We start from the raw sequence: 16,875 nt of genomic DNA on the forward strand, positions 1-16,875 counted from the left end.
CGCGTCAGGATGGACCGCTGCGCCCGGCGCGAGCAAGTCAGGCGCGCAGCCGGGCGATCAGGGCGGCGGTGGAGGGGTCGTGGGCCCCGGCGGGGCCGCCTTCAAGCTCGCCCAGCACGCGGGTCGCCAGGGTCTTGCCCAGCTCCACGCCCCACTGGTCGAAGCTGTTGATCCCCCACAGCACGCCCTCGACGAAGGTCTTGTGCTCGTAGAGGGCGACCAGGGCGCCCATCCGCTCCGGGTCCAGCCGGTCCAGCAGGATGAAGCTGGAGGGCCGGTCGCCGGGGAAGGTGCGCTGGGGCGCCAGGGCGTCGATCTCGGCGGCGGACTTGCCCGCGGCGGTCAGTTCGGCGCGGACGTCGGCCTCGGTGCGACCCACCAGCAGCGCCTCGGCCTGGGCCACCGCATTGGCCAGCAGCTTGGTCTGGGCGGCCGGATCGCCCTCGGAGCCCTGGGCCACCGCCAGGATGTCCACCGGGACCACGTCGGTGCCCTGGTGCAGGAGCTGGAAGAAGGCGTGCTGGCCGTTGGTGCCCGCATCGCCGAACACGCTGGCGGCGGTGGGATGGGCCACCGGCTGGCCGGTCGCGGTCACCCGCTTGCCGTTCGATTCCATCTCAAGCTGCTGCAGGAAGGCGGCGAACAGGCGCAGGCGCTGGGCGTAGGGCACCACCGCCCGGATCGAACGGCCCAGGCCGTTGCGGTTGAACACGTGGGCCAGGGCCAGCAGCACGGGGGCGTTGGCGGCCAGCGGCGCGGACTGGAAGTGCTCGTCCATGGCCCGGGCGCCGGCCAGCATCCGGGCGAAGATGTCGTAGCCCAGGGCCACGGCGCAGGACAGGCCCACCGACGACCAGATCGAATAGCGGCCGCCCACCCAGTCCCAGAAGCCGAACACCTGGTCGGCCGGCACGCCGAAGGCCTGCGCCTTGTCGGGCGCGGCGGAAACCGCCACGAGGTGGCTGTCCGAGGCGGTCCCCAGGCTGTCGCGCAGCCAGGCGCGCGCGGCCTCGGCGTTGGTCAGGGTCTCCAGGGTGGTGAAGGTCTTGGAGGCGGTGACGACCATCGTCTCGGCGGGATCCAGCCCGGTCAGCGCCTGGGCGAGCTCCGCCGGATCGACGTTGGCCACGAAGCGCAGCTCGATCTGCGGATCCAGCGGCTTGAGCGCCTCCCACACCAGCCGCGGCCCCAGGTCGGAGCCGCCGATGCCGATGTGCACGATGGCCCGGAATGGCTTGCCCGTGGCGCCCGTCTTCGCGCCCGACCGGACGGCGTCGGCGAAAGCGGCCATGGCGGCCCGGGTGGTCTCCACGTCGGCGGAGACCGGCTGGCCGTCGGCCCGGAAGTCCGCGCCCTGCGGCGCGCGCAACGCCATGTGCAGGGCCGGGCGGCCCTCGGACGCGTTGACGATCTCCCCGGCGAACAGGCGACCCCGCGCGGCCTCGATCCCGGACGCCTCGGCCAGGGACAGCATCGTCTCGAGATCGGCCAGCGACCAAGGGTGCTTCGACAGGTCCAGCTCGAGCCCCGCGGCGGACAGGGTCAGCCGCGCCAGCCGGTCGGGCTCGGCCGCGAACAGGCCTGCGATGCGCCGGTCGCGCGCGGCCTCGGCGGCCTTGGAAAGGGCCGCCCAGGCGGCGTCGGACTTGGACAAGGATACCTCTCTAGCCGGCGGAGCCGTATTTCACGCTGCAGCCGTACGGCCGGGTGGCGGCCTGGGCCACGGGCCGGCCGGCCTTCACGTCGGCGAGCGCGGCGGCCACGTAGTTCTTCGCGCCCTTCAGGCTCGCCGGGTCGGATGACGGCTTGTCGTCGATGCCGCCCATATAGATCAGCTTGCCGGTCTTATCGACGATGTACATGTGCGGCGTGGTCTTGGCGTCGTAGGCGCGGCCCACGGTCCCGGCCGGATCCAACAGCACCTCGGCTGGCGCCGCTTTCTCCTTTGTTTTCCACTGCATAGCCTGCGGACCGGTCAGGTGGCCCTGCATGCCGGGCGCCGACGAAATGACCGTCAGCCAGACCACCCCATCCTTGGCGGCCTGGGCCTGAAGGCCCTGCATGGCGCCTGCGTTGTAGTGTTTCTGAACATATGGGCAGCCATTGTTGGTCCACTCCAGAACCACGGTCTTGCCGCGGAACTCCGAGAGGGAGCGGGTCTTGCCCGAGGCGTCGAGCGCCTGGAACGCGGGCGCCGGCTGGCCGAGGACCGGCGCGGCGACGGCGGGCGCCGCGATGGCCGCGGCGGCGGTGAAGGCGAGGAGGAAGCGGGTCATGGTTGCGGCTCCTTCGGGGGAAAGGGGTCAGCTGGTCCTGCCGGCGGCGTCCAGGGCCTTGACCACCACGCCTTCGGTCAGGATCGACGGCAGGATAGCGGGCTCGCCGCCCTTCGCGCCATACACGAGATAGAGCGGCACGCCGGCGCGGCCGAACCTGGCGAGCTCAGCGGCGATGACCGCGTCGCGTTTGGTCCAGTCGGCCTTGAGGTAGACGGCGTTGTTCCGCGCCAGGGCTTCGGACACGGCCTTGGTGGAGAGCGCGGTCCGGTCGTTCACCTGGCAGCTCACGCACCAGGCGGCCGTGTAGTTCACCAGCACCGGGCGGCCCTCGGCTTGCAGGGCGGCCAGCCGTTCGGGCGTGTACGCCTCGTCGTCCAGCTTGGCCTCGCCGGAGGACTGGGCGGCGTCGGCGATGGCGTAGGCGGGCCAGAGCGCGCCGCCGACCACCGCAACGGCGCCGACGACGGTCGCAGCGGCGGCGAGGCCGACGTGCCGGCCCCCGATGGCGTGCTGGCGTTGAGCGGCTCCGGCGATCCAGGCGGCGAGGGCCAGCAGGACGGCCGCGCCGAGGATCCGCGGCACGGCGTCCGGACCCACCTGCACGGTCAGCACCCAGACCAGCCAGGCGACGGCGCCGTACATCGGGAAGGCCAGGGCCTTCTTGAAGATGTCCATCCAGGGGCCCGGCCGAGGAAGGCGCGACAGCAGGCCGGGGACGAAGGCCACCGCCACGAAGGGCAGGGCGAAGCCGATCGCCAGCGCCAGGAAGACGACGAGGGCGGCGACAGGCGGCTGGGTCAGGGCCCAACCCAAGGCCGGCCCCATGAAGGGCGCCGTGCAGGGCGCCGCGACGACCACGGCCAGGACGCCCGTGAAGAACGAACCCGCCAGGCCGCCCCGCGAGGCCAGGCCGGTCCCGACGCCTTGCAGCGATGTCCCGATCTCGAAGACGCCGGAGAGGTTCAGGCCCACCAGCAGCATGAGGAGCGCCAGGGTCGCGACGACCGGCGGGTCCTGGAGCTGGAAGCCCCAGCCCACTGCCGAGCCCGCGGCCCTGAACGCGATCAGGATCGCGGCGAGCCCGAGGAAGGTCACCAGGACCCCAGCGCCGAACGCCAGCCCCTGACGGCGCGCCTCGGCCTGCTCGCCGCCGTGGCCCGCCAGGGAGGCGGCCTTCATGGCCAGCACCGGGAAGACGCAGGGCATCAGGTTCAGGATCAGCCCGCCCAGCAGGGCGAAGAAGGCGGCGGAGGCGAGGCCGAGGTTGGCCGCCCCGGCCGGCGCAGCCAGCTTCACGGGCGGCGGTCCAAGCCCGGCGGCCGCGGCGGGCAGCGGCCCGGGTGCGGCCGTGACCTCATAGGCCTTGTCCGCCACGACGAGCACGCCCGCCAGGTCCTTGGGCGGCGTCGGCGACTGGAAGTCGTAGCCGGCGACGATCGAGAGGGTCAGGCCTTCGGGCCCGCGCTCGATCGCCTGGGGCTTGGCGTGGTCGATGGCCGTGCCGGAGAAGGGGTAGAAATAGGCGTCGGCCATGTCCGCGCCCTTCAGCGCCGCGCCCGTGATCGCCAGCTTCACCGCCTGCCCCTGCGCTTCGAACGCACCGGTCAGGCCGGCGGGCTTCGGCGCCTCGGCGAGCGTTTTGGCGATCGCAGAGCCCCACCTCGGGTCGGCCGGCGCGGGTCCGTCGGTGACCGGCAGCGACAGCGTGAGCGCGGCGCTCTCGGGGATGCAGATGTCGGCGCAGACGAGGAAGTCGGCCTTGGCCTGCAGCGACACCGTCGAGCCCGGCGTGGCGCTGGCCGGCGCCGTCAGCGCCATCGGCAGCAGCACCTCGTCCTTGTAGCCATAGTTGGTCAGCGGCCCCAGCGGCAGGCGGTGCGGCGCGGGCCAGGTGAAGCCGGATGCGGTCCAGCCGGCCGGCAGGGTCCACGCGATCTTGGTGGCCTCGCCGCTGTCGCCGGGGTTTCGCCAATAGGTATGCCAGCCGGACTGGATCTTCTGGCGCAGGGCGACGTGGATCGTCTGTCCGGGCGCGATCCCCTGCGCCGCCGGGACGAGCTCGGCCGTCAGGTGGCCGGTGTTCACCGGCTGCGCGGCCGCGACGCTCGAAATGGCGAGGGCGAACAGGCCGCCCAGCAGGAACCGCATCATGACCTCAAGCTGCGCCGGTCTTGTGGGCGCTATATGGCGGGCTTGTGTCGCGCGCGCAAAGCGGGCTCGACTTCGGGGCCTCCCGGGCCATGATCGGGAATCAGGTTCGCTGACGCAAGGAGTCCAGGTGCCCGCCTCGTTCGACGACATCGAGATCGGCCAGGTGGCCTCGCTGGGCGCCTGCGGCGTCGACCCCGCCGCGCTGGAGGTCTTCGTCGCCGCGTTCACGCCCGGCTGGGCGCTGGACCGGGGCGCGCCCGACGCCATGGTCTACGCCATCTGGGCGAAGCTGGACGCCGTGGCCGCCACGGATTGGCCCCAGACCAAGCGCCTGGGCGTCGATGCGCTGCGCTGGATGCGCAACCCGCCGGCGGGCGAACTGCTGCGCGGCCGGATGACCGTGATGGCCAAGGACCCGGTGGGCGACGACAAGGGCATCGTCATCGCCCAGCACGACCTGCTCGACGAGGCGGGCCGGCTGGTCTTCAGCTGCCTGACCCGGAGCGTGTTCCAGCGGTAGCGGATCGCTGCTCCCGCCGGCGAGCTCGCGAATCGAAAGGGGCCCCGCCTTTTGAGCGAAAGCCCCCTCCGGCGCTGCGCGCCACCTCCCCCGCAGCGAGGAATCGTCGTTCTTAAGCGTTCGCCGCTTGCGGCTGCTGCGCGGCCTTGGTGAGCGCCAGGGCGATCATGCGGTCCCAGCCCACCAGGCTATGCATGTGAGCGTAGATCTGGCCCAGGGCGCCGTTGTCGCGCAGCTCGATGAATTTGTCCTTGGGCAGGGCGTTCAGCTTCTCCTCCGAGACGCCGAAGTACTCGGCGATCTTCTGGGTCTCGCCGGCGGTGCCGTCCGGGTTGGCCGGGGTGAAGGTGGCTTCCTTGGTCTCGAACAGGTCCAGGTCCTTGAGGATCTGGACGAAGCTGACCGTACGCTGACGCTCGACCTCGAAGTTGTTGCAGAACTCGATGCAGTTCTTCGTGTACTCGGTCGGCTCGCCCTTCTCGTCGAAGAAGGCCATGTCGTAGCCCTTGTCGACGATGAACTCGGCGTTGCGGTCGATGCAGAGAACCATCTGGTTGTTCGCCTCGTCGTTGGCGAACACGAACGGGTAACGGCGCACGTAGGCCGGGATGTAGATGCCGCTCTCGAACGTGCCGTCGTCCTTGACGAACATGTTCTCGCCGGCGTTCAGGCCCATGACGGCGATCGGCAGCTTCTCGTCGCCCACGAAGATGATCGGGCCGGTCACAGCGGCCAGCGGGAACTCGCCCACCGTCAGCGGGATGGCGTGGCCGGTCTTGGCGAACTTGAACGGACCGTCCATCCGCTTCACGCCGATCTTGCCGTGCAGCTCCTTCGCCAGAGGCTCGGGCTTGGAATAGAACAGGACGTTGCCGGAGAGCTGGCCGGGCGGCATCGGTTGGGTCGCCATGTAGAACCTTCGAATTCGTGGAGCAGGCGCGCGCCGTCGTTCGGCTCGCGCGCCGAGGTCGCCTCCTCTAGCCGATCCCGTTACGCCGGGCAAATGCGGTGCGGCGCTTGCGCCCCCGGCCGCCAGCCCCTTCAATTGCGTCCGCACAACAAGCCACGCGAAGACGAGGACGGGGAGACGCCATGCCCATCTACTATCCGGACATCCTGGACCAGGGGACCAAGCCGCGGACCTTCCGCTATGGCGACAAGGACGTGATGCTGTACGCCCTGGGCATCGGCCTGGGCGCCGACCCGGTGAACGAGACCGAGCTGGCTTTCGTCTACGAAAAGGGCCTGAAGGTCGTGCCCACCGCCGCCACCGTCCTGGCCGGCCGCGGAACCTCCGAACCGCTGCCCACGCCGGAAGGGCATCGGCCCAGCATGCCCAACTATCTGATGCTGGTGCACGGCGAGCAGAAGGTGGAGCTGCACCGACCCCTGCCGACCGAGGGGGCCTTCACCACCGAAAGCCGCACGATCGGCGCCTATGACAAGGGCAAGGACAAGGGCGCGGTGCTGGTCAGCCAGACCATCTGGCGCGACGAGGCGGGCGAGAAGGTCGCCACCCTCACCGGCTCCAGCTTCTGCCGCGCCGACGGCGGGTTCGGCGGCCCGGCTGAAGGCGCGCCGGAACCGCACCCGACGCCGAAACGACCCCCCGACAAGTCGGTCGACATCGCGACCCGGGAGGACCAGGCGCTCCTCTATCGCCTGAACGGCGACCGCAACCCGCTGCACTCGGACCCCGACAGCGCCAGGCGCTCGGGCTTCCCCCGCCCCATCCTGCATGGCCTGTGCACCTACGGCATCACCTGCCGCGCTGTGCTGCAGGAGATCGTGGACTGGGAATCCGACCGGATCGCCAGCCACGAGGCCCGCTTCTCCGCGCCGGTCTTCCCAGGCGATACGATCACCGTCGACCTCTGGGTCGATGGCCCCGTGATCTCGTTCGAGGCCCGGGTTAAGGAGCGGGGCGCGACCGTCATCAAGAACGGCAAGACCGTACTTCGAACCTGAATGAGGCCTCCGCTTTGATCCGCCACCTCCTGACCGCCGCGGCGGTACTCGCCCTTTCCGCCTGCGCCACGGCCTCGACGCCTGGCGGGACGGCCGCTCACGCTTCCGCGGGGGCGGCGTCCGGCAAGCTGACGGGCTACTTCGGCTCCAATCCGCTGGACGGCCGGGCGATCCTCGGCCCCCCGCCGACGGTGGACTCCCCGCACGGGAGGGCGGATCGGGCGATGTTCGAGGATACCCGCAAGCTGGAGGGCTCGGCCCGCTGGAAGGCGGCGATCCAGGACAACGACCTGTGGGGCGGCGGCGCCATCAAGCGGTTCTCATGCGCCATGGGCGTCAGCCTGGACGAGCGGCAGACGCCGCGCACGCTGCGCATTCTGGAACGCGTGGAGCTCGATGTCCGCACCGTGGGCACGCCGGCCAAGGACGCCTACGGCCGCCAGCGTCCCCTGATCGGCAACGACGCGCCCGTGTGCGTGCCGCGTGAGGACTGGATGAAGACCAACGCGTCCTATCCGTCCGGCCACGCGATGACCGCCTGGTCGTGGGCTCTGATCCTGACGGAGCTCGCGCCGGCCAAGGCCGACCCGCTGCTGACGCTGGGCCGCGAGTCGGGCGAGAGCCGCGTGGTCTGCGGCGTGCACTTCATCTCGGACGTCGAAGCCGGCCGCACGCTGGCCGCCGGCATGGTCGCGCGCTTGCATTCCGACCCGACGTTCGTGGCCGACATGGCCGCCGCGCGCCGGGAGCTGGCCGGGGCGAAGGCCGCGCCGGAGGGATGCTCGGCGAGCTAGGGCCGCCTCGCCACGAAGACCACGTGGCGGCGCAGCGGGTGGCCTTCGGCCAGGACGGGGTGGTCGAAGTCGCGCGTCGGGTCATGGCGCATGCCGACGCGGCGCATGACCTCTTGAGAGCGCAGGTTCGAGGCGGCGGTCCAGGCGAGGATCTCGTCGTTCGCCTGCGTGGCGAACCCCCAGTCGAGAAGCGCCCGGGCCCCCTCGGTCGCGTATCCCTGGCCCTGCGCTTCGACCGCCAGACGCCAGCCCAGCTCCAGGCACGGGGCTAGCGGCGCGTCCGTCTGCGCCCGGATGCCGATCATGCCGACGAGCCGGCCGTCGGCCTTTCGTTCGGCCGCGAAGAAGCCGAAGCCGTCCCGCGCGATCTCCGCGTTCAGCCGGTCCAGCAAGGCGTCGCTCGCGGCACGGTCGATGGCGCCGCCCAGCCACTCGCCCACCCGTGGGTCGCCATTGATCGCGGCGAGGGGCGCGCGATCGTCCTCGCGGAAAGCCCGCAGGATCAGGCGTTCCGTCTCGATCATGCCGGTCTGGGCACGAGGGTTGGATCGGCGAACCACTTATTGGCGTTTAATTTCTACGATTCCTGTCGGGTCGATGAAGACCATTATCGTAGTAGAGTGGTCGGGAGTGTTCAGTTTGCCGCTTGTGAGGGTCAGAATCTGTCGGCCCCTGTTGCATGCGACAGTCGGTGCCTCAAGCGTAGCGAGGCCATCTAGGGCGGCGTTGACGCGCGCGATTTCGGCGGACGGCAGTGGAGCGCCGTCGCGCGCAAGCGCTATCACTGTGAGCGGTCCATTTGGCAGCCGAGACTGCAGCGCGATGTTCGTCGTCACCTTGCCGCAGGTGAAGCGGAAGTCGGCGTAGACGCTGTCGCTGCGCTTGGGCTCCTCAATGGTGACCGCTGTCAAGGCCGGCGCCAATGCACCCAAACCCAGCGTCAATGCGACGAAGCTCATGCGGCCTCCTGCTTAGAAAATTTCTTCCGCAGTGTGGGAACGATTATAGTATCCGAACTCCCGAGTAAGGTTGTCTGGCCCAATTATATAGTGTCGGAAGTAAAATTCGAAGTCCGCTGGAGACAGCGCAGCGTTTCTTAGCTGCTCTGCTGCATTCCAATCAGAAGGCTGTCCTGGCCCATTGTCGGACGGCCACGGCGTCATTGCCCAGTTGGCGTCGTTCAGGGCTGCTGGGTGGCTGTGGATAAGGCCAATGATGTCTCCCGGCTGAACTCCAGCAAATTGGAAGTTGATGGAATGCGGATCGGCCGCGGTGCCATAGAATGGCCCAAGTGACTTAACTTGACCATCTGCCTCCCGATACATTACGAATCCGATTTCGACCTGATTGTACATTGGGTCGTTCTCGATCGCCGCGCTCAGATGTGTGGCCAGCTCGTCAGCTGCTTCGTCCCAGACGATTTGCTCATTGAACCAATGTGGGGGTCCGTTCGTTCCGCCGCCGCCTCCGCCTGTCTGCCAACCGCCACTTGCTAGCCGGCTCCCGTCGAAGCCCCAGTAGACAAACGCATCGCCGCCGATGGGGCGGGAGCCGACGACGACGACTTCGCCAACAGTGTTGGGTACGTCAGACATGACTTATGCTCCATAATATGACTTACTGTGTTGCAGCAAAGTTCTGTAATCACCACTGCGAATTCGCAAAATTCGGCCCAACTCCCTGCCAGACCGAGCATTCGATATTGCTCAACTAGCGCGCCGCCCTGGATTTTACTGACCACCGCGAGCCCGAGGCACGGTGCGCCTATCAAGCCACTGTCGGCGAGCACAGAGTAAAAGACTGCCCGTCCGGTCCGGCCGTTTCCGTCTTGGAATGGATGTCGCATCACTAGCGTCGCCATCGCCATCCATGCGTTGAGAAGGGCAGAATCCGTTCTGCTGGCGTTCGCGCGCACTTCCTCCAGCCAGATTTCGGGATGACAGGCCTTTGGGAACTCGTATCGAACACCGGTTAGATCGGGGTTGGAAAAACAAGGGCCGCGGCGCAGAATTGATGGATGCCCGAGCAAGCAACTTGAGACTTCTTCAAGGAGAAGAAGGTCGGACAACAAATTTGGAAGGCGCTTCCAAAAGTAGAAGGTCAGCACGGACTCCGGGGGGCGGATAAGCATCTCCTTGACGGACGGTGCTGCGAATTGCCTGCCATGTGGAAGTGCTGGGAAATATTTGGCTAGAAGTCCAGCCTCGTGGGCAAATATAAGTTCAGAATCCAAGGATAAAACCAACCTTGAATCTTCAGAGAACCACGTATTGTAGAGATCTCGAATTCGAGCTTCCAGCTCATGAGATCGACAAATAAGGTTCTTCGGCGGCCCAGATGGAGCTTTCACTTAAGCGTCCCCGCGTGCACCATCCTGGGTAACCCACCAGAAAGCGGTCTGCAACCTAGAAATGTGGTAGAGCTTGCGGTTTCTCTGGGGTAGAGATGCTATCTGGGTGGGGGTGGACCAAGTGCCCCGTACAGATCGGTCCGCCGGTCGCGGAAGAAGCCCCAGGCCGCGCGATGGGTCTGCAGGAAGTCCAGGTCGAAAGAGGCCCGCACGATGCCCTCGTCCTCCCGGCCCAGGGCGGAGACCAGGTCGCCGCGGTGGTCGGCGATGAAGCTGGAGCCATAGAACTGCTGGCCGCCGTTGGGATAGCCGTCCCAAGGCTCGAAGCCCGTCCGGTTCGCGCCGACCACGGGGATCACGTTGGAGACGGCGTGGCCCTGCATGGCGCGGCGCCAGGGGGCGGCGGTGTCCAGGCTGGGGTCGTGCGGCTCGGAGCCGATGGCGGTGGGATAGAACAGCACCTCGGCGCCCATCAGGGCCATGGCACGGGCGCACTCCGGGTACCACTGGTCCCAGCAGATGCCGACGCCGATCCGGCCGAACCGCGTGTCCCAGACCTTGAAGCCCGTGTCACCCGGCCGGAAGTAGTACTTCTCCATATAGCCGGGGCCGTCGGGGATGTGGCTCTTGCGATAGACGCCCATCAGGCTGCCGTCGGCGTCGGCCATCACCAGGCTGTTGAAATAGTGCGGCCCCTCGCGCTCGAAGATCGAGATCGGCAGCACCACGCCCAGCTCGCCGGCCAGGGGCGCCAGGGCCGTGACGCACGGATGCTCGCGCCAGGGATGCGCGGTGGCGAACCAGCGCTCCTCCTGGGCCACGCAGAAGTAGGGCCCCTGGAACAGCTCGGACGGCAGGATCACCTGCGCGCCCTCGGCCGCGGCCTCGCGGATCAGCGCCTCGGTCTTGGCGATGTTGGCCGCCAGGTCCTCGCCGTACGAGGTCTGCAGGGCGGCGACGGTGATCTGGCGCGACATCAGGCCGGCTCCTGCTGGGTGATGCAGTGGAAGGACCCGCCGCCGGTCAGGATGGCGGTGGACGGCAGGCCGATGACCTCCCTGTCCGGGAACACTTCTTTCAGCGCGCCGACCGCGAACTGGCCGGGCTGCTCGGCATAGAGGGGCACGATCACCGCCCGGTTGGCGATGAGGAAGTTCATGTGGCTGGCGGGCACGGGCCGGCCGTCCTCGCCGTCGATCCAGCCCGGCGAGGGGATGCGGACGACCGTCAGCTTGCGGCCCTCCGCGTCCGTCATCTCGGCCAGGCGGCGGGCGGCGTCGTCGAAGGCGGGTGCGTTCGGGTCGCCCTTGCCCCAGGCCACCGGGATCGCCACCGTCGCCGGGGCGACGAAGCGGGCCAGGTTGTCCACGTGGCCGTCGGTGTGGTCGTTCACCAGGCCCTCGCCCAGCCACAGCAGCTTCTTCGCGCCCAGCGCCCTGCCCAGGGCCTCGGCGGCGGTCTCCTCGGTCCAGCCGGGATTGCGGTTGCGATTGAGCAGGCACTGGCCGGTGGTCAGCACGGTTCCCGCGCCGTCGTGGTCCACCGCGCCGCCTTCCAGGATGAAGTCGTTGGCGACGAGCTCGGCGCCCGACGCCGCGGCGATCTGGGCGGCCACGGTGTCGTCGTGCTCCAGCTCGTACTTGCCGCCCCAGCCGTTGAAGCGGAACCCATGCGCACGGCCGTCGGCGAAGATCGGGCCGGTGTCGCGCAACCAGATGTCGCCGAAGGCGCCCGGCACGATCTCGATGTGGGCGACGCCGCCCAGCAACTCGCGCGCGGCGGCCTCGCCGTCCGGATGGCCGGTCATCAGCTTGACGGTCTCGCCGCCCGGGCCTGCGAGGGCGCGCGCGAGGGCGGCCACCTCGGCCTGGGCGGGCTTAAGGTTGTCCTCCCACAGGTCCGCATGGCTGGGAAAGCCCAGCCACATGGCCTTGTGGGGCGCCCATTCCGCAGGAACGACGAAGCTCATCTCAGGCTGATCTCCAAAGCCGGGCGCAGATGGCCCCCTCGGACCCCCGCGTCAAGCGCGCGCCCAACGAGAAAGGGCGGCCGCATCGCTGCGGCCGCCCCGTTCCGAAGTCCGATCCCGGACCTGCCGGTCTTAGTACTCGACGTGCAGGGTCAGGATGAAGGTCCGGCGATAGCCCGGCTGGCCGAGGCCGGTGCCGGTCAGGTTCGCCGTGATGTCGGCCAGGTAACGCTCATCGAACAGGTTCCGGATGTTGCCCTGAAGATAGGTGTTTTTCAGGCCGAACTGGTCGAGCTTCAGGCGGGCGTCGAGATCCCACAGCGTGTAGCCGTTGAACTTCTCGGTGTTGGTCAGGTTCGTCCAGCGGTCGCCGACGAACTTGCCCTGCACGCCCAGGCTGACGGCCTCGATCGGATCCCACTGGGCCCGGACGCCGCCCTGGAACTTCGGGGTCTCGTAGAGAGACTTGCCCTTGGTCGCCAGGGGGGGCTGCCCAGCGCCGGTGGCCGGGATGTCATCCTGGATCTCGGATTCGATGTACGAGGCCGAGGCGTAGAAGCTCAGTTGATCCGTGGGCTTGAAGGCCACCTGGCCGTCGATGCCCCACAGTTCCACGTCGCCCACGTTCGCGGAGAAGGCGATGCCGGCCTGCTCGTCGAACACGCGCTCGATGCGGTTGCTGAACTCGTTGCGCCACACCGAAGCCGCCGCCATGACCGGGCCGCTCTGGTAGCGGAGGCCGACGTCGAAGGTCTTGGCATTTTCCGGACCCGGATCGACCAGTACCCGGTCGTATAGATCGTCGGTCCGCGGCGCCGAGAGGGTCTCGGCGTAGCTGGCAAAGATCGTCAGGTCGTCGTTGATGTCGTAGCTGATACCCACGTTCGGCAGAACGTCGTCATACTTGCGCGTGAACGAGCGCGGCGAGCCGTAGCGGTTCGACGCGCTGGGGTTCAGGGCGCTGACCGGGAAGGTGACCAGCGGCTTGCCGGTGCCGTCGTCGGTGCCGGGGACCGGCGTGCCGACCTGCGTGGTGCAGTAGGCGTTGAAGGTGTCGCGCTGGTAGCAGTACTGGTTCAGGTCGCGCTTGAAGAAGGGCGCCCGGACGCCGGCGTTAAGCAGCAGCTTGTCCTCGAGGAACCGGCCCCGGTATTCGACCGAGACCTGGTTCAGCAGGGCCACCGAGTAACGGTCGCGGCGGCGCAGGATGGTGCCGTCGGGCAGGACCACCTGCTTGCCGTGGCCTTGCTTGCCGGCGAAGACGCTCTCGGGCGTTCCATCGGCGTTGAAGAAGCCCACTTCGCCGGTCTGGCGGTGCTTGGCGCGGTCGAAGGTGTAGGCGGCGCGGATGCTCTGGTTGTCCGCAAACTTCCAGATCAGCGACGACGTCACGCCGTAGCGCCGGGTGTTGGTGTTGTTCGGGCGGTACAGCGAGACGGTGTCGGCGAGGTCGCCATCGCCGTTCAGGTCGACGCCGAGGGCGCTGGAGTTGCCGCGCAGCTGGGCGTCGGTTTCGGCGAAGTTCTGCGCGCCGCCGCCGTTAGCCAGAACGTACTGGAACGAAGGGTCGACGGTCAGGATCAGGCTGTCGCTGATGTTCCACTTCGACAGGCCGCGGATGTTGCCCGTGTTCGACGGGTTCACGTTCACGTTGGCCGCCGCCTGGTTGTTCACCGGGGCGATCCGGGCCCGGAAGTTGGCCAGGCTGATGCGGTTGATGAAGGTGTTGCGGTTTTCGTTGTAGTTGAAGATCAGGCTGGCTTCGCCGACGTCGCCGAAGCTTTGGTCGATCCGCGCGTTGTACTGGGTCTTCTTGATCTGGCCAGCCGGGTCGACGGTGGCGTCGTGCGGCTTGAAGATGTCGTTGCGGGTGTAGGTCATCGAGAACCAGGCCTTGGTCCCGAACGGGCCCACTTCGCCGGTTTCGATCGTGCCGTAGTAGCGCTGGAAGTCGTCGCTGCCGAAGCCGACCTCGGCGCGGACGCCGAACTCGCTGGAGGCTCTGCGGGTGATGTAGTTGATGGTGCCGCCCGCGGCCGCCGCGGTGGGGCTGTCGACGTCGGTCGTGCCGAGGTTGACCGTCGCCTGGGCGATCAGGTCCGGATCCATCTGCTGGTTCGGGTAGATGGCGTAGTTGCCGCTGTCGTTCAGCGGAACGCCGTCCTGGAGCAGGGCCACGCGCTGGCTGTCGAAGCCGCGGACCACCAGGTCACCGCCGGCCGAGCCGTACGCGTCGTTGTTGCTGAAGTTCACGCCGGGCAGCAGGTTGATCGAGTCCAGGATCGTCTGGCCCGGCGCCTGGCGGGTGATGAATTCTTCGGTGATCGACGCGCGCGACTTCGGCGCGGTTTCCGCGACGATGACGCCGTCGAGGTTGCGCGGCCCGGTGGAGCCGGTGACGACCAGCTCTTCGACGATCGCGGTGCCGGTGGATTGCGCCAGCGCCTGGCCCGAGAGCAACAGGCCAGTGGCGAGCGCCGTGGACGCGCAAAGCGCGCGGCTCAGTTTGATATTCATGCAGTAACCCCTTCCACAGACTCAAGCGGAGGGGCCCCCCGAGGCGCCCCTGAGTCTTCAGTCGCCCCTATAGCGCCAAAAATCAGGTGGTTGGTGACTGTTTTGCGACGGTGCGCCGGTCACTGTCACACTGAGGCAAATACGCATCAGTCTGCTTGCAGAACGGGCAGCGCACTCTACGTTCCGCGGCCTCAGAGGGTCGAAATGCCGCAAAGCCATAGCCCGCAAGGGTCCGACGGCGAGCTCCGCGCTGCGCTGCTGCTGGTGGCGGCGCTGACCGTGGCGCGACTGATCGCCTTGTTCGGCACGCCGCTGGAACTCTACCCCGACGAGGCCCAGTACTGGCTTTGGTCGCGAACGCTCGACTTCGGCTACTATTCGAAGCCGCCCGTGATCGCCTGGGCGATCTGGGCCACCACGGCGATCGGCGGCGACGCCGAGGCCTGGGTGCGCCTGTCGGCCTGCCTGTTCCAGGCCGGCGCCACCCTGGCGGTATTCCTGATCGGGCGGCGCCTCTACGGCCCGCAGACCGGGCTGGCGGCGGCGGCGCTCTACGGCCTGATGCCCGGAATCCAGCTCTCGGCCCTGGTGGCGGCGACCGATGCGCCGCTGCTGTTCTTCCTGGGCGTGACCATCCTGGCCTATGTGAATCTCCTGGAGGCCGACGGGCGGCGGCGGGTGCTGCTGGCGGCGGGCCTGGGCGCCGCGCTGGGCCTGGCGTTCCTGTCCAAGTACGCGGCGGTCTATTTCGTGGTGGGCCTGGCGATCCACCTTGCGCTGTCGCCGGCGGCGCGCGCGGCCTGGACCGCGCCGGCCGCCGCGGCGGCGCTGGCCGCCTTCGCCGCGGTGCTGGCTCCGAACCTCGTTTGGAACGCCACCCATGGCTTCGCGACCTTCCAGCACACGGCCGCCAATGCCGCCTGGAGCGGGGTGCAACTCTTCAACGTCGCCGAGATGGGAGCGTTCGTCGGGTCTCAGTTCGGCGTCTTCGGGCCGATCCCCCTGGCGGTCCTCCTCATCGGTGTGGCGCTGGCGGCGCGGCGCCGCCAGCTCTCCGCGAACGACCTGACCCTGCTCTGCTTCTCCTTGCCGCCGCTGCTCATCGTCACAGGCCAGGCCTTCATCAGCCGCGCCAACGCCAACTGGTCGGGCGCAGGCTATCTGGCCGGCGCGATACTGGTGGCCGCCTGGCTGATGCGCTGGCGGGCGAGGCGTTGGCTGATCGCAGCCGTCGCCATCCAGGGCGCGGTGGCGGCCTTCTTCCTCGCTGCGGTGATCTCGCCGGGGCTGGCCGACAAGGTGGGCCTGGCCAATGGGCTGAAGCGCGCGCGCGGCTGGTCTCAGACCACCGAGCTGATCCTGGACCGGGCCGAGCGGGAGCCTGGGCTCACGGCCATCGCGGTCAACAACCGCTTCCTGTTCTACGCCATGAGCTATTACGGCCGCGACCGCCTCGGCTTCGGCGCGCCGCCCCTGGCGAGCTGGCTCCTGATGGAAGGGCCGCGCAACCAGGCGGAGACCACCGCGCCCTTGACCGCCGCCATTGGCCGTCGCGTGCTGATGGTCTCCTACGAAGGCTGGCGCCGGGCCGAGATGCAGGCCGACTTCGCCGCCTCGCGCGACCTGGAGATCGCCAGCGTCTGGCTCGATCGTCGCCACAAGCGCAAGGTGGAGATGTTCGTGGGCGAGGGGTTCGCCCCCCGCCCGCGGAACGCGGCTACCGGCCTCCCCACACCGCCTTGAGCGCCCGGTCGCGGCCGCAGCCGATCCGGTAGCGTTCGTAGTGGCCCGGGTTCTTCTTGGCGAAGTCCTGGTGATAGGCCTCCGCATTGTAGAAGGGCGCGGCGTTGCGGGTCGTGACGGTGATCTTCGCGCCCAGCTCCTTGGCGTACTTGGCCCGCGCCGCCTCGGCCACCGCCCGTTCCTCCGCGGATCCCGCGAAGATGGCGGTGCGGTAGGACGGGCCCCTGTCGCAGATCTGGCCGTTCGGATCGGTGGGGTCGATGTTGTGGTAGAAGCGATCCACCAGCTGGGCGTAGGTGATCCGGGCCGGGTCGTAGGTGACCTTCACCGCTTCCATGTGGCCGGCGTGGTTCTCGTAGGTCGGGTTGGTCGACGTACCGCCGGAATAGCCGGACACAGCCTTCGTCACGCCAGGCGTGGCTTCGAAAAACTTCTCCACCGACCAGAAGCAGCCGCCGGCGAACACCGCGGTCTTGGTGGCGGCGGCCGAGGCCGGGGCGCCGGTCATGAGGACAGAGGTGGCGGCAAGAGCGGTGAAGATGCGCATTTTCATCGGTCTAGGTTCGGCTTTCAGGGTCTGGGTC

Annotated in this window: 16 protein-coding genes; 4 read left to right on the top strand and 12 right to left on the bottom strand. The window is 68.4% G+C overall.

Annotation, left to right across the window (positions count from 1 at the left end):
- Window positions 1–37: 37 nt before the first annotated feature.
- Genes pgi through AX721_RS20295 form a run of 3 tightly spaced genes read right to left on the bottom strand, consistent with a single transcriptional unit; the run spans window position 38 to window position 4,430 of the window.
- Window positions 38–1,654: a glucose-6-phosphate isomerase gene (gene pgi / locus AX721_RS20285; protein WP_068877792.1), complete on the bottom strand. Its 1,617-nt coding sequence runs from the start codon at window positions 1,652–1,654 to the stop codon at window positions 38–40.
- A 10-nt stretch (window positions 1,655–1,664) separates the two neighbouring features.
- The gene (locus tag AX721_RS20290) at window positions 1,665–2,276 is read right to left on the bottom strand and encodes a thioredoxin family protein (protein ID WP_068877793.1); all 612 of its coding nucleotides are present in this window, start codon (window positions 2,274–2,276) and stop codon (window positions 1,665–1,667) included.
- A 27-nt stretch (window positions 2,277–2,303) separates the two neighbouring features.
- Window positions 2,304–4,430 carry a protein-disulfide reductase DsbD gene (locus AX721_RS20295; protein ID WP_068877794.1) on the bottom strand — a complete coding sequence of 709 codons (2,127 nt, stop codon included), beginning with the start codon at window positions 4,428–4,430 and terminating at the stop codon, window positions 2,304–2,306.
- Window positions 4,431–4,557: 127 nt separating this feature from the next.
- On the opposite strand from AX721_RS20295, the gene AX721_RS20300 reads away from it, so the two are divergent.
- The gene (locus AX721_RS20300) at window positions 4,558–4,950 is read left to right on the top strand and encodes an acyl dehydratase (protein WP_068877795.1); all 393 of its coding nucleotides are present in this window, start codon (window positions 4,558–4,560) and stop codon (window positions 4,948–4,950) included.
- Between the two features lie 112 nt (window positions 4,951–5,062).
- Here AX721_RS20300 and AX721_RS20305 read toward each other — a convergent pair whose 3' ends face one another.
- Window positions 5,063–5,860, bottom strand: coding sequence for a SapC family protein (locus tag AX721_RS20305; protein WP_068877796.1), 798 nt, complete (start codon window positions 5,858–5,860; stop codon window positions 5,063–5,065).
- Window positions 5,861–6,042: 182 nt separating this feature from the next.
- On the opposite strand from AX721_RS20305, the gene AX721_RS20310 reads away from it, so the two are divergent.
- Complete coding sequence (locus tag AX721_RS20310; protein WP_068877797.1) at window positions 6,043–6,918, top strand: MaoC/PaaZ C-terminal domain-containing protein; 876 nt, start codon at window positions 6,043–6,045, stop codon at window positions 6,916–6,918.
- Window positions 6,919–6,932: 14 nt separating this feature from the next.
- Window positions 6,933–7,712 (top strand): phosphatase PAP2 family protein, encoded by a 780-nt coding sequence (locus tag AX721_RS20315; protein WP_068877798.1) that lies wholly within the window; start codon window positions 6,933–6,935, stop codon window positions 7,710–7,712.
- Here AX721_RS20315 and AX721_RS20320 read toward each other — a convergent pair.
- The 7 genes from AX721_RS20320 to AX721_RS20340 all read right to left on the bottom strand — a co-directional run bounded on the left by AX721_RS20320 (window position 7,709) and on the right by AX721_RS20340 (window position 14,548).
- Window positions 7,709–8,236, bottom strand: a complete 528-nt coding sequence (locus AX721_RS20320; RefSeq protein WP_068877799.1) for a GNAT family N-acetyltransferase — start codon at window positions 8,234–8,236, stop codon at window positions 7,709–7,711. The genes AX721_RS20315 and AX721_RS20320 overlap by 4 nt on opposite strands.
- A gap of 36 nt (window positions 8,237–8,272) precedes the next feature.
- Entirely contained in the window at window positions 8,273–8,671 is a 399-nt protein-coding gene (locus AX721_RS20325) for a hypothetical protein (protein ID WP_068877800.1), read from the bottom strand.
- A gap of 12 nt (window positions 8,672–8,683) precedes the next feature.
- Window positions 8,684–9,307 carry a hypothetical protein gene (locus tag AX721_RS27535; protein WP_156467291.1) on the bottom strand — a complete coding sequence of 208 codons (624 nt, stop codon included), beginning with the start codon at window positions 9,305–9,307 and terminating at the stop codon, window positions 8,684–8,686.
- Window positions 9,205–9,843 (bottom strand): Fic family protein, encoded by a 639-nt coding sequence (locus AX721_RS28830; protein WP_082765781.1) that lies wholly within the window; start codon window positions 9,841–9,843, stop codon window positions 9,205–9,207. The genes AX721_RS27535 and AX721_RS28830 overlap by 103 nt, the downstream gene beginning before the upstream one ends.
- Window positions 9,844–10,160: 317 nt before the next feature.
- The gene (aguB, locus tag AX721_RS20330) at window positions 10,161–11,039 is read right to left on the bottom strand and encodes an N-carbamoylputrescine amidase (protein ID WP_068877801.1); all 879 of its coding nucleotides are present in this window, start codon (window positions 11,037–11,039) and stop codon (window positions 10,161–10,163) included.
- Window positions 11,039–12,031: an agmatine deiminase family protein gene (locus AX721_RS20335; protein WP_068877802.1), complete on the bottom strand. Its 993-nt coding sequence runs from the start codon at window positions 12,029–12,031 to the stop codon at window positions 11,039–11,041. Before AX721_RS20335 ends, aguB begins: the two co-directional genes overlap by 1 nt.
- Before the next feature lie 132 nt (window positions 12,032–12,163).
- Window positions 12,164–14,548 (bottom strand): TonB-dependent receptor, encoded by a 2,385-nt coding sequence (locus AX721_RS20340; RefSeq protein WP_068877803.1) that lies wholly within the window; start codon window positions 14,546–14,548, stop codon window positions 12,164–12,166.
- Between the two features lie 204 nt (window positions 14,549–14,752).
- On the opposite strand from AX721_RS20340, the gene AX721_RS20345 reads away from it, so the two are divergent.
- Entirely contained in the window at window positions 14,753–16,291 is a 1,539-nt protein-coding gene (locus tag AX721_RS20345; protein WP_068877804.1) for a glycosyltransferase family 39 protein, read from the top strand.
- Here the strand turns inward: AX721_RS20345 and msrA are convergent.
- Window positions 16,266–16,844 (bottom strand): peptide-methionine (S)-S-oxide reductase MsrA, encoded by a 579-nt coding sequence (gene msrA / locus AX721_RS20350; RefSeq protein WP_068877805.1) that lies wholly within the window; start codon window positions 16,842–16,844, stop codon window positions 16,266–16,268. The genes AX721_RS20345 and msrA overlap by 26 nt on opposite strands.
- Window positions 16,845–16,875: the final 31 nt, after the last annotated feature.

Origin of the sequence: Phenylobacterium sp. CCH9-H3 (assembly GCF_001557235.1) — a bacterium.
Taxonomy (GTDB): domain Bacteria; phylum Pseudomonadota; class Alphaproteobacteria; order Caulobacterales; family Caulobacteraceae; genus Phenylobacterium.